The 12,667-nt window shown below is 43.9% G+C and carries 10 protein-coding genes; 5 read left to right on the top strand and 5 right to left on the bottom strand.

The window, feature by feature from the left end; translation table 11 throughout:
- Positions 1-123: 123 nt before the first annotated feature.
- Together DI060_RS10280 and murA are read right to left on the bottom strand one after the other, a co-directional pair.
- The gene (locus DI060_RS10280; protein WP_108976422.1) at positions 124-786 is read right to left on the bottom strand and encodes a 4Fe-4S binding protein; all 663 of its coding nucleotides are present in this window, start codon (positions 784-786) and stop codon (positions 124-126) included.
- 172 nt (positions 787-958) lie between these two features.
- On the bottom strand, positions 959-2,263 hold the full coding sequence (gene murA / locus DI060_RS10275) for a UDP-N-acetylglucosamine 1-carboxyvinyltransferase (RefSeq protein WP_108976421.1): 1,305 nt from the start codon (positions 2,261-2,263) through the stop codon (positions 959-961).
- A 45-nt stretch (positions 2,264-2,308) separates the two neighbouring features.
- On the opposite strand from murA, the gene DI060_RS10270 reads away from it, so the two are divergent.
- The gene (locus DI060_RS10270; RefSeq protein WP_108976420.1) at positions 2,309-3,454 is read left to right on the top strand and encodes a hypothetical protein; all 1,146 of its coding nucleotides are present in this window, start codon (positions 2,309-2,311) and stop codon (positions 3,452-3,454) included.
- Here DI060_RS10270 and DI060_RS10265 read toward each other — a convergent pair.
- Entirely contained in the window at positions 3,451-5,211 is a 1,761-nt protein-coding gene (locus tag DI060_RS10265) for a glycoside hydrolase family 3 protein (RefSeq protein ID WP_108976419.1), read from the bottom strand. The two genes, DI060_RS10270 and DI060_RS10265, sit on opposite strands and share 4 nt — an antisense overlap.
- An 85-nt stretch (positions 5,212-5,296) precedes the next feature.
- Here DI060_RS10265 and DI060_RS10260 point away from each other — a divergent pair, with 85 nt between their 5' ends.
- Entirely contained in the window at positions 5,297-6,466 is a 1,170-nt protein-coding gene (locus DI060_RS10260) for a DUF3095 domain-containing protein (RefSeq protein ID WP_108976559.1), read from the top strand.
- Between the two features lie 7 nt (positions 6,467-6,473).
- On the opposite strand, the gene DI060_RS10255 is transcribed toward DI060_RS10260, so the two are convergent.
- Positions 6,474-9,257 (bottom strand): hypothetical protein, encoded by a 2,784-nt coding sequence (locus DI060_RS10255; RefSeq protein WP_108976418.1) that lies wholly within the window; start codon positions 9,255-9,257, stop codon positions 6,474-6,476.
- Positions 9,258-9,594: 337 nt separating this feature from the next.
- Here DI060_RS10255 and DI060_RS10250 point away from each other — a divergent pair, with 337 nt between their 5' ends.
- The 3 genes from DI060_RS10250 (at position 9,595) to DI060_RS10240 (ending at position 12,221) form a co-directional block, all read left to right on the top strand.
- The gene (locus DI060_RS10250) at positions 9,595-10,224 is read left to right on the top strand and encodes an OmpA family protein (protein WP_244594353.1); all 630 of its coding nucleotides are present in this window, start codon (positions 9,595-9,597) and stop codon (positions 10,222-10,224) included.
- 9 nt (positions 10,225-10,233) lie between these two features.
- Entirely contained in the window at positions 10,234-11,502 is a 1,269-nt protein-coding gene (locus DI060_RS10245) for a hypothetical protein (protein ID WP_244594352.1), read from the top strand.
- 68 nt (positions 11,503-11,570) lie between these two features.
- Positions 11,571-12,221 (top strand): arylesterase, encoded by a 651-nt coding sequence (locus tag DI060_RS10240; protein ID WP_244594351.1) that lies wholly within the window; start codon positions 11,571-11,573, stop codon positions 12,219-12,221.
- Here the strand turns inward: DI060_RS10240 and DI060_RS10235 are convergent.
- Positions 12,214-12,645, bottom strand: a complete 432-nt coding sequence (locus tag DI060_RS10235) for a response regulator transcription factor (protein ID WP_108976416.1) — start codon at positions 12,643-12,645, stop codon at positions 12,214-12,216. The two genes, DI060_RS10240 and DI060_RS10235, sit on opposite strands and share 8 nt — an antisense overlap.
- Positions 12,646-12,667: the final 22 nt, after the last annotated feature.

Here is a 12,667-nt window from a genome sequence, read left to right as displayed (position 1 = left end):
TGTAGTTTATTTTTTGACGCTAGGCGTTAGAAGGGAGCAGTTATTCGATGTTCAACTGTGCTTACTACGTAATTATCCATAAGATATTGAACGATCGTGTCACAAAACAAACATTAGAAATCATTAATATTGTTTTTTTGTTTTGATTTGGATCGCTTTAGGGAAACTAGGACAAGCTTCAACACACAAACCACATCCTGTGCAAGTGGCTTTTGAAAAACTAGGCAAAAACCCTTTAAAAACGACTGTTTTTTCAATTGGACAAACTGATTCACATACGTCACACGTTTTTTCATTTGTCTTATGATTAATGCAATGTTCTGATAAAGGCTTTGCAATTCCAAACTTTGGATTCTCTTTTTGAACATTTTCTATTAATAGTGCACCTTCATTGCAAGCTTGGATACATGGCCAGTCGCTACAAAGATGGCAAGCCTTCGCATTTGGATCAAAAAAGGGAAACCTTTGTCCTGTTTTTTCTGAGTTAACAGGGAATAAGACGGTATAAGGGCACGAAAAAATACAATCATTGCATCCGGTGCAGCGAGAAAAAAAATCTTCCGCCTTACCGGGAGGTAGAGATAGGCCAGAGAATAACTGGGATTTGACGGTGGCTTTTTTTTTGGGTTCGGAAATTTTCTTAACCTCTGTTAGATTTTTTTCCGAAGGTGGTTTTTTCTCATCTTGCCACACTTTTTCGATCGCTTGCCCTATTTCGTCCGATTTCTCGAACGCAAATTGAAAGACAGATTGAAATCCAGTTTTGAATAGGTCCTTACGTTTCATTTTCCCTCTAATCGCATCTTGCAAAGCGGCTAAGTTAGGTAAAGAACCTTAAATTTTGGGGCGGGGGAGAGTACATTTCCTGTTTGGTGGCAAAAACTATGTTTGGAAAAAAAACTAACTTTTGTTACATTTTTTTCCGAAGGTGGTTTTTGAAGGCAAAAAAAAAGGCCTCCTAAGCGGAGACCCTTTCAATCCGTGCTCCTAAAGACCGTAGCCTCGTGTCTATGGACTCAAAACCTCGGTCAATTTGGATGATGTTGTGGATCTCGCTCGTCCCCTCTGCACAAAGGGCGGCAATGATCATCGCCATACCAGCGCGGATGTCGGGGCTGGCCACTCTTTGCCCATACAGCCGAGAGGCACCAATCACCAGTGCTCTGTGTGGGTCGCAGAGGACGATTTGGGCGCCCATCGCGATGATGTTGTCCACGAAAAAGAGGCGAGATTCAAAGAGTTTTTCGTGGATGAGGACTGTTCCCTTGCATTGGGTCGCTGTCACGAGGGCCACGGAGGTCATATCTGCGGGAAATCCTGGCCAAGGGGCATCATCAATTTTAGGAGTGGCTCCATGGTAGTCTGGAATGATCTCCATTTTTTGGTCTGGAGGGATGAGGATTCCGCCTTCTACAGCCCGAACTTCGATTCCTAGGCGTGAATACACCATTCGGATCATCCGCAGGTCCTCCAAATTCACATCCCGCACAAGGATCTCACCACCTGTAACGGCCGCAAGGCTGATGAAGGAACCGATTTCTAGGTAATCTGAGCCTATCCTGTGCTTGAGGAGGCCATTGGGAGAGTGGAGCTTTGTGACTCCTTCGATTTCTAGGACATTGGTACCGATCCCCTTGATCTTTGCGCCGGCCGCATTCAAGAAGCGACACAAACCCTGGACATGCGGTTCGCTTGCCGCATGGCGGATGATGCTCGTCCCTTCCGCAAATACGGCGGCCATCACGGCATTTTCAGTAGCGGTTACAGAAGCCTCATCGAGCAAGATGTCCTTACCGATTAGCCGGTCTGCTTGGATTTCGTAGCCATCTGGAAAGACTTCTATCCTTGCCCCCAAAGCTTCAAGGGCGAGTAAATGGGTGTCCATCCTACGGCGGCCAATCTTATCCCCTCCTGGTTTGGGTAAAAAAACGCGGCCTGTGCGGGCCAAAATCGGGCCAGCCAAAGTGACGGCTCCGCGTAACTGGGAGCAGAGTTCATAAGGCAAATCGGATTTGACGACGGATTTTTTTTGGAAGAGATACGTACCAGGGTCGTTTTGGGGGCTGATTTCCACTCCTATGTGTCGTAGAACCTCCATCAATTTGAGAACGTCTGCAATGGCAGGCACGTTTTCCAAGAGGACATCTCCTTCCCAGAGTAATAGAGCTCCGAGAAGTGGGAGGGCTTCATTTTTGTTTCCTTGGGGAATCACTGTCCCGTGGAGAGGGTTTTTGCCGATAATTTTAAAATAGGATGAACTCACAAGTACCTCCAACCTGGTATGAGCGAATCTAAGGAAAAGTAAATTATGTTTTTAAGCTCTGATGTCGTTTGGATTTTCCCTACCTTCCACGGGATATACATCTTTTATCTTTTTTTGTTACTACTGGCAGCCTTCGTTTACGTAAAGGTAATGAACTACCTGAACCACAAACAGGAGAAAACTTCTACTGGTTGGAATGACTTTTTGAAGTATGCAATTGCAAGAAAATGTAACCAAGCAGAGATCAATATCCTTCATGCCTTTTATGATTCGCTAGAACCAGAAACCGCAGAATATCTGTTACACCCAGAAAACCGTGGGAAGTTAAAAAATGCTCTATATAAGTTTTTCCTGAGTGCTCCAGAAAATCCTTCAGAGAAAGAAGTAGAATTATTTGATAAACTATTTCGTTCCTCAGCTGAATACAGAAAGGAAATCCAGAGTTTAGAAGATGTTACAGTAGGGGAGGTCTGTGCACTTGAAGCAGATGGTCGCGAAGAATTAACCTATGTCATGCAAAAAACAGATTCCGATGTCCTTCTTTCTGCGAAAGCTCTATCCAAAGACTTCTTGGAACCTGGAAAAAAAGCAAAGTTATATGTTTTTAGACCAAATAGCGGTGGTTATCTGTTCCCAGGAGAAGTAACTAGGTCTACCGAAAAAGGATTGATCTTTCATCTAACTGCTCCCGTTGAGAAAAAAGGCGAAGCACATTTAATGTTACCTGCTAAGTACACATTGATCATTTCACCTTGGCCTCACGAAGAAAATGAAAAAGAAAATCTCCTCCTCGATAAAAATAAACTTTTGCTTTCAGAGGAAAACATTGACCGTCAAATTGAGCTCTTAAAAAGAATTGCCAAAGAACAAAAACAAGGAAAAGAAGAGCGATTTAAGATGAAAGAAACTCCTAGATCCTTTACTGCCATTTCGGAAAGGATCACGGATCGTGGACTTACTTTTGAATTTCCACCGACAGTCTCGCATGATGTTTGGAAGCACCAAGACCTCTGGGAAGTTCATTTTACTTTCCCAGATGGACCCACAGTGGATGTAAGAGGCAAGATGTTTCCTGTAAAACAGAAGTCCGATCTCTACCTCTTACGGTTTGTCGACGCAGACGAATCCTTGCGTAAACTCATGTACGAAGAGATCAAGAAGCGTGGAGGCTCAAGGGAATTACTTCACTAAATTCCACCTGGAAAGGCACCAAGTGTAGGTGTTTTTCCATCCTTGGGTAGTAAAATGAGCTCAGCAGCTTTGATGGATTTGCCATCTTTGTACACTTCACCCATCGACTTCCAGGATTCTTGCGTCAATGAAAAGGACAAAACGTAATTTAGATTTGGTAGTTGTGGTAATTTCACAAAGGGTGTGCCACCATGGAAAACCACAAAAGACTTGTTAGGATATTTTTTGGCAAGTTTTGCAATTGATTCAATTTCTTTTTCGGAAGAGGAATCAAATAAAAAATAGGTAAAATCTTTTGATTTTGCCAATTGTCCTATCGATTTTATATCCCCAGATTTTACTTCCTCCAAGGATTTTTGAAGGAATGGGTTTTTTACAAATCGGATGGATTTACTTAAAAAATCTTTTCGTTCGGGTATTCCTTGAGGGTAGGCTCGGATGGAACCTCTGGTAATTTCTTTCAAGTAAAAATCTGATTTTTGCAATTCTAAAAAGAGATCTCGTCTTTCTCTTTCTTTAGCCTCTAAAAAGGATTTTAAGTTTTGATTTTCGTTTACAAGTTCTGGTTGGATAGAGTTGGCATCGTATAGTCCCATCTCAATTTTTTTACGGATTTGTTTAAATACCGCCTCTTTGAGAACATTTCGTTCTATGCCATCTGGACCTTTTGTTATAAACTCACCTGCTCGATAAGCAGTCAAGATTTGGTCTTTGAATTTGCGCGCAGTTTCTCCCCAACTTGTTAGAAGCACAATGTTTGCACCTGCTTGTAAAGTTAGGACGCCAGGCCTTTCTTTTTCGAAATTTTTTGAAATGGCATGCATTTCCATAGCGTCGGTGATGATGATACCTTCAAATTTGAGTTTTTCTCGTAGAATGCCTGTTAGTATTTTTTTGGATAAGGTTGCGGGGTATTTTTCGTCTATCAAGGGATACACGATATGTGCCGACATAACTGCCTCTGCGCCTGAATCGATAGCTTTTTTGAAGGGGACCAACTCCAAAGTTTCCAATTCGGAGAGGGTTTTTTTGATGATGGGTAAACCCAAATGGCTATCCACGTTTGTATCGCCGTGTCCTGGAAAGTGTTTGATGACAGGCAAGGCACCTCCCTTTCTAGCGCCAGCCTCATAGGCAACAGCGACATTACTCACTCGTTCAGGGTCGGAACCAAACGAACGTGTGTTGATAACTGGATTGAAAGGATTGTTGTTGATATCTAAGACGGGAGCAAAGAGAAAATTGATACCCAACTCTTTGAGTTCATAAGATGTAACAAAGCCAACCGTATTGCCCCATACTTCGTTTCCAGTTTGACCGACTGCCATGGCACCAGGGTAGGCTGTGACTCCATCTTGTACTCGGAAGACACGTCCTCCTTCTTGGTCCGTCGAGATTAGAAATGGATGAAGTGATTCTTCTTTGGCCACCTTTTGTAGGTTAGCCGTAAGATCTTTGATTTCCTCACGTTTTCCTAAATTTTTTCCAAATAATATGATTCCGCCAGGGCGTGTTTTTTGTATTTCAGTGAGAGCCACTGCATCGACAGTTTTGGCAGGGATGGCAATGTGGATGGTTTGGCCCACGAGATCTTCGTCTGACAAACTATTTGTGAAGTCCCAAGCTTTTTTCGTGAGAAATCCTTCGCGATCATTTGCTTCCAATTCTGACAAATAAAAGCTAAAGAAGTAAGAGGAACCGACAAACCCAAACATTAAAAAAAGAGAGAAGGCAATTCTAAGTAAAATTGAGTTCATATATATGGTATCAATCTGCACCAGGCAAGGCTCTTGACAAGAAAGAAATCCTTGATTCTGTTTTCCAATCCGTCTAATGAATACTGTGGATTCATTTTACCAAGCCCTTCCTCCCAATCCCAATTTCAAATCTAGTTTTGAAAAGGTTTCCTTTGTTCCAGTACCAGATGACTGGTTTATTCTCATCACAGATATCGCAGGATCGACAAAGGCGATCGAAGAAGGTCGTTATAAAGATGTGAATACGGCCGGTGGTCTCACCGCAATTGCAGTCGCAAATGTATATGGGCATATGGACTTCCCCTTCGTGTTTGGAGGTGATGGTGTAACCTTTTTGTTACCCGTTCACTTTCTATTTCCGATTCGATCGGCCATCGCGGATACCATAGGCAAGGTAAGACAAACATTCGGATTGGAACTTCGAGCAGGGATTGTCCCCGTACAGGCCTTATACGAAAAAGGGGCCCAACTCTTTGTGAGCAAGTTCAATGCATCTCCACACTACAATCAATGTTCTATTTTTGGGGACGGTTTGGTCTTAGCAGAGGCTTGGGTCAAACAAGGGGAGGATGAGTCTTACCTGGTGCGAGAAACGGAAAAGATTACCTCGGCAGATTTTACTGGTTTTACATGTCGTTGGGAAGATATCCCAAGTAGGAAAGGAGAGGTCATAAGTTTAATCTTAAAGCCACTTGACAAAGATTATACGAAAGCATCTCGCTTAGTGACTCGCGTCCTAAATTTCATTCGAACAGAGTTTGGAGAAGAAGAGGATTATCATCCGATTGCAGTGGAGACCTTGGAAACAGCAACAGGTGAATATTTGGAAAAAGAGGCACTTGCGCACTCAGGTGGCAAACGAAACCTTTTCTTTTTTCTAAGATGGTTGAAGGTAAAATTCGAAACATGGGTCGTGCGGTTTGCCATGCACTTTCATGTTCCTCTTCGATCGGCCCATTACCGATTGGACCAGCTGAAAGTTTACCAGGTCATGTCGGCAGATTTTCGTAAATTTGATGGAACATTAAAGATGGTTATGAATGGAAGCAAAAAGAACCGTGAAGCGCTTACTTTGTTTTTGGATGAGCTCACCCTACAGAAACAAATCCAATATGGCATCCACGTTTCGGACCGTTCTCTCATGACCTGCATTCTAAAAGCTGGTGAGTCCCAAGAAGTTCATTTTGTAGATGGAGCCGATGGCGGCTTTGCTCTTGCCGCCAAAATGCTAAAAGAGAAATTAAACGAACGTTAGTCTGTGGCTACTGTTGGACACAAATCAATCGGTAGGAGCCTGTGCAGACCCGATCGGTTGTGGTAACTGAACCAGCTGCATTGCGGATCCAGGTTGTGCCATATAGGTCTTGGAAGGGGCTCGCATCACAGTTTTGGTAGGTGAAGCCGTGGCAGTTATGTTTGTAATTCAAGGTCACGCAGCCTGCTGGTGTGGCCGCTTGGGTTGCTGGTGCCATGCCTGTTGTCAAACCCGTCCAAAACTCATGCGCACCATTGGATGAGAAGTCAGTGGACATGGTCGTTGGGTTAAAGGAGCCAGATCCGTCTGCAATGAAGAGGCGGTTCCCTTCATCTCGGCAATTGTTTGCCCCGGATTCACAACGGTAGTAGTAGAGCCCAGGGCTAATCACCCAATTGGTGCCCACCTTTCGATCATTGACCGGATTGTTTGCTCCCCCACCGCTATCACTCACTAGTAATGCCTTGTAGGTCCCGGAAGGAGCATAGCCTGGTTTGTTGGTATTACAATTGTTGTCTGCACCAACCACTCCTTGCGCTGTCATCTCACCATTGTAAGTTGAGGTAGTCACAAAGATAGCTTTGCCTGCTGGTTCATTGTCTTCATTGTTGACGGAAGGGCTCGTTGGGTTCGGAGCGGAAGAGTAATTGCCATCTGCGTTTGCGGCTTTGGTGAGAGAGACAGTAAAGCTTTGTGTACCGTCCGCAAAGGTATCATCAAATCCCTGAACGGTGAACGTTTGTTTGTTAGCGTCATTGGGGCAACCGGAATTACTCGCATTGGCATCTGCGACTCGGCTGTTGATTGGAAAGGTGATAGAGGATGCGGACAAAGTGCCACATTCATCGCTGGCTACCGTACATGCGATGTTCAAAGTAACTGTAGTATCTGCATTGTTGGCACCTAAACAAACACTGATGGTTGCCGCATTCGTTGTCCCTTCCCTTGTTGTGCCCGAAACATTTACATAAAAATAAGCTTCGTTGTCTGTGGTGCTCGCTTCGATATCCAACGGATTATAGGACAGACCACCAGTGGAGGTAGCCGTGGTAACCGTCCAATTTTGGCTCCCATCCACAAGGGTATCATCTACATGCGTGAGAGTGATTTGGTTGGTGCCCCCAGTCATCATACGGTTGTAGTTGGAGGATGTGACGCTCACAGATACAGGTACAGTTCCTTCTGTCGTATCGGTGGATGTTGTCCCAACCGTGATATCGGAGCTTGGTGAGGCCTTCGCGATGAGCCAAATGCGTGTGGTAGCTGAAGGCTCGGCACCACTCAAACGGGAGCCAGAGGTTCCAAAGGGTGAGCCCGAAAAGTTGCAGGGTTGGATCAGTCGGGTATTGTCATTGTCGCAGGAACGTATGACGATACTCGGTTCTGTCACTGTCGTATTGTATGTCGTGTCTGTCGAGCTTGCCGTGAGTGTGACATTGTAGTCTTGGTTACCCCCATCGGCTCCATCTGCAGCACCTTGCACTTGTAAGGTTTGGTAATCGTTCCAATTGGAGGTAGTAAAAGTCATATTGGGAGAGACTATCGAACACTTTGTACCGCAATTTGTGGAAAAAGAAAGAGTGACATTTGCAGTTGGTTTTGTGCGTAATTTGATTTTGATGGTACTGTAGGTGGTGCCCATTTGGTTTGCCTCATCTGTCGCATAACCAGTCGAGCTACCACCAGTAGAAGTGAAGGTCTGGGTTGTCGCATCCCATTTTTCAAAGGCGTAACCTGGTACACTCTTATCCTTGTTGTAGATCACAACATCGCGTGGGTCAATGCCATTGTATTCACTATCCGAACTGGATGTACTTTGTGTCCGAACGATATAGGTTTTGAGTCCGTCTATTTCTTGGTCGTCCACAGAGGTCACTGTGACAACTTGTTCAATATTCCAATTCCCAGTCGTGAAGGTAAGGCTTGTGGGTGCCATTGTGCCCTCTCTGTTGCCACTGTTCACCGAATCAGCGGTTTCACTCATGGGTATGGTAACATTGGCAGTGGGCGCAGTTCGGAGCACCACTCGGAATGTCCCTCGGTTTTCCGCCTGCACAGAAGAGCCTGGCTCCTCCATGACTTGTGAGATATTGGAAACACGAATGCCTGGACCTTCGTCATCGTCTTGGATGACAGATATATCGCAAGGGTCTTTGTCTGTATAGAAACCACTCACAACCGAGCCACCAGCATTTTTTTGCACGACCTTGCCAAGGCTAATGACAAGCGGGTTTTCTTTGGTGTTGCGAACTGCATCGTTGGCGCGAGTAAAGAGAAAACATTTTCGATTGGCAACTCCCTCTGCAGAAAAAGTTAAGGTTTGGGGTAAAGGCTGACCCACGTTAGGTGCAGTATTTTGAGTGCTCGTGATTCTACCTGTATATGTACCATTGGAGGAGATCGGAATCTCTATGCTACCGGTAAATGCTGTGTTTGGATAGATGCATGTTTCGAAGGAACGGTACCCCCAGGAGGTGCCTCCATCAGTATCTGTCTCCGTCAAATTGTTGTCAGTTGATGTACTATAGACGGCCGTGACATCTCCGTCCTCTGCAAGAAAGATTTCTTTCGTAGTAACTGTGATATCTGTTGAGCAAGCTGGAGCACTAGTGCTACTAGAAGAGGTTGAACTCGTGCCCGTTACGGAATTGAGGAGACGCTCATACTGCTCACTGATACCAAAAAGAACATTATCTGCTGTGTTTTTTTGCCCATTACAAGATGTACTAAAGGAAAGTATCCATCCTAGGAGTAAAACTATATAGAATTTTGAATCATTGCGCATCTTCATCAACCTTTCCTAGGGAATGCATCTATACTGCATGCTCTCCCATTCTATCAATTATTTTCTAAAGAAAAGGCAATTTTTTCCCATGATTCGTACAAATCGAATTCTGTAAGACTCGTATAAGTTCTAGGATTTTATGGAAAGAACATGGCAATGAGCAAAGCAAAGAAGAAAAACCTTGACCTTGCGTTCCTACTATCCCAATTTAATGTATCTCTAGCGAAACGTTTTTGGGAGTATTGAAGCGAAAGTGTACCATTTGTTTTCTTCTCGAGTTTACCTTATTCTAATATTTTTATCATTAATTATTGTTAGTTGCAAGTCCTTTGGGGAGTCGAGTTTGGCAAAATCCAAAACATTCCAAAGATTTTGTGGTTGCATTGAAATCAAAGAGGAGCCCAAACAAGTCGCGAAGGTGGACGATCCTCTAGGTAGCCTTCCAGTAGGTGCTCTAGAAGATATTGGCACTCCCTCCTATCTTGAAAAGTTGTACCAAGGCATCCGCAATGATTTTGAACACAGTGGCTCAAAATTTGAAGAAACTTCAGAGGGCTTGCATACAAAGGGCGTAGACCTGAAGCGGATAGAGGATGAGAAAAAACGATTGCGAGAGTTATTGATCATCATCGATGGGGACGTCGCTTTTCCTACAGGTAAATCAACCTTGACTCCAAAAGCAAAAGAATTGATTGCAAAGATAGCCGATGCTCTTGTCGCTTACCCAGAAACCAATTGCAGAATTGGTGGCCATACAGATAGTGTTGGTTCTTTCCAAAGCAATCTAAAGTTGAGTAAAGACCGTTCGTTTGCTGTTAAGGCAGAATTAAAAAATAGCCATAGCATCGCGGAAGAAAGATTTGTGGAAGTGGATGGTTACGCAGATTTGCGAAAGGTCGTTGATACAATGTTAGCCGAAAAGAAAAATAGAAGGACAGAGATATATGTCGGAACTGTTCGGATCGTATACTGAGGTCTGAACATGAAAATCACACACCGAATCTCATTTTCTTTCTTTTTCCTTTTTCTTTGTGTATTGAATCCTGTTTGGTCAGAAGTTGGGACAAATCCAAACACAGACCCAAAGGTGCCTCATGCCCAAGACCATAGTAATCACAAAACAAAAGACCCAAAGACAAATGTAGCACAGGCACCAGATCCCAACAGTCCTGCGGAAGAACCTCGGACGAATGTTATATTAGAAGAGCATCCAAAGAATCTCGAACCCATGCAAAAGTTCAATCAGGTCTACGAACATAGGCTGATGGTGCGCGGTGGTTGGGGGATTGGCAAACTATCTCCCGGGATCCTAAATGAAACAGGCCAAGCATGGCTCATCAATTCATTTTTCCGCCAAACCTCCGAACCTGGGGCACCCCTTGTCTTACCTTATAAGAGCCCGAAAGACCTTAATGTAGATTCACAATTTTGGGACATTCGGTACGGTTACAAAAACAAATTCGAAATCCAGATGGCAGAGGATACGACATTGGGTGTCTACAGCCGAGACCTACCCGCTTCCAATGAATTTTTTTCTCCCAGGTCTGGGAATTATTGGGCGAGCGCATTTGAAGGGAATCGTCTTTTAAGGTTTGAAGGTGTGAGCTCTCACTTGAGATTTTCCTATACACACCCACTTTCTAAGATTTTTATGATTGGGCCTTCACTCAACTTCCACCGCTATACCGAACGCAATAACATTACATATGGTTCCTACTCCTCCAGCCGCCAAGAAGCTCCTGTTCCTGGAAAGACAACTTGGTCGATTGGTGGCGATGCAAATGCTGAGTATTCGATGAAGGGAATTCTCCCTGGAATTTATACAAAAATTAAACTGAGGGATTGGTGGGAGTTGCGAGGGCGTGTTGAATTGATGGACCGTAAGGGCGATTTTACCGTACTCGGTTCTCAGATCATCCAAGAGTCCTTCATTGATGGTAGTAGTAATTTTGCTGTCGTATTACCAGCGTATGGTGGAACGGTCCGAGACAAAGGCTATGTTTTTAACATAGAAAGTTCCTTCCGGTATTGTCGTTTCACCTTGGATATAGGGATCATTCGCCAAGATTTGAAAAGAACCTATCCTCTTTATCTCGGGGATACTGTTGGGTCCGTACCGAGAACAGATTATTCTGCACGTAGCATTGGGCTTGGTGTTTCTGAAATGTCAAACTCGATCAAACACCAAGTCACGGAGTTTTACATCATGCCTGGTGTTTCCTTCTTTTACGATGCGGATGGGGTGTATTAGTTTTTTTAAGAGACAGGCAATCTGTGTGCGTCTAAATTAAGATGAAGTTTCAGGTTTTGTGTTTTCTTATGGTTTTCACTCTCTTTTGCCAAAAAGAAAGCGACCCGAAAGTCCTTAAGGGTGAAGAGAACACAAAGGACACAAGGCCACGCATTCTATTTTTTGGTGACTCACTCACAGCAGGTTATGGCTTAGATGATGTCGATTTAGCTTGGCCTCGTTTGGTAACAGACGCACTTAAAAAAGAAGGCTATGATTACCAAATGACCAATGCAGGAGTTTCAGGAGATACGAGCTCTGGTGGCTTGGGGCGTATAGAGTGGGTCTTGGAAGAAAGAGCCGATATCTTTGTTTTAGAATTGGGCGCCAATGATATGTTACGTGGGATCTCCCCTGAAGTTACAAAAAAAAATCTAAAGTCCATCATCCACGAAGTGAAGGCAAGGTATCCAAATTGTTCCTTACTTTTAGTAGGAATGAAAGCCACTCCGAATTTAGGAAAGGCATACCAAAAATCCTTTGATTCTTTATACCTTGAGCTAGCAAAGGAAGAGGGGATAGAACTCATGCCATTTTTACTGGAGTCTGTTGCAGGTATACGAAAATGGAACCAAAAAGATGGGATCCACCCAACAGAAGAAGGGCATAAGTTAGTTGCCCAAACGGCCTTACCTTTTTTCAGACGGATAGCAAAACAAAGACAAGCCTTGTCTAGATGAGAATTGTTTCCATATGGGATACAAGCAGGCTATGTTCCCAAGGTTTCGGGAACTGTTGGTAACTGAGTAGTGTATCTCTCCAATGGTTTGGAATCTTGGGAAGTGCGGTGCCTGTGACAAAAACCAAATGAAAGGGATGTTGTTTTTGTAGAAATTGTTCTATCAGATGGATGCCAGTAGTTCCTGGTATTAAGAGATCGGATATGACGATTAGGTTTTCAAATCTTTCTTCTATACAAAAATCAAAGATACGGTTTGCCTCTTCTCCATCCAGTGCCGTGTAGATAGCAAGCCGGTTAGCAAAGTGATGGCGTAACTCAGTCTTTAAGGAAAGTAAAACCAAAGCTTCATCGTCAATGCAGAGCAATGCATTTCTGAATTCCAAAGCACCATCCATACGCCGAAATTCGGATTCCCATACCATTTGTAAACTCTCTTCTCACGAG

It is taken from the genome of Leptospira ryugenii (assembly GCF_003114855.1).
Taxonomy (GTDB): Bacteria; Spirochaetota; Leptospiria; order Leptospirales; family Leptospiraceae; genus Leptospira_A; species Leptospira_A ryugenii.
Note: the sequence above shows the minus strand (reverse complement) of the source record. Positions and strands in the feature narration are given on the sequence as shown.

Coding starts and splice junctions, on each gene's coding strand:
- DI060_RS10280 (WP_108976422.1), bottom strand. CDS start 786: ATGAAACGTAAGGACCTATTCAAAACTGGATTTCAATCTGTCTTTCAA.
- DI060_RS10270 (WP_108976420.1), top strand. CDS start 2,309: ATGTTTTTAAGCTCTGATGTCGTTTGGATTTTCCCTACCTTCCACGGG.
- DI060_RS10265 (WP_108976419.1), bottom strand. CDS start 5,211: ATGAACTCAATTTTACTTAGAATTGCCTTCTCTCTTTTTTTAATGTTT.
- DI060_RS10255 (WP_108976418.1), bottom strand. CDS start 9,257: ATGAAGATGCGCAATGATTCAAAATTCTATATAGTTTTACTCCTAGGA.
- DI060_RS10245 (WP_244594352.1), top strand. CDS start 10,234: ATGAAAATCACACACCGAATCTCATTTTCTTTCTTTTTCCTTTTTCTT.
- DI060_RS10240 (WP_244594351.1), top strand. CDS start 11,571: ATGGTTTTCACTCTCTTTTGCCAAAAAGAAAGCGACCCGAAAGTCCTT.
- DI060_RS10235 (WP_108976416.1), bottom strand. CDS start 12,645: ATGGTATGGGAATCCGAATTTCGGCGTATGGATGGTGCTTTGGAATTC.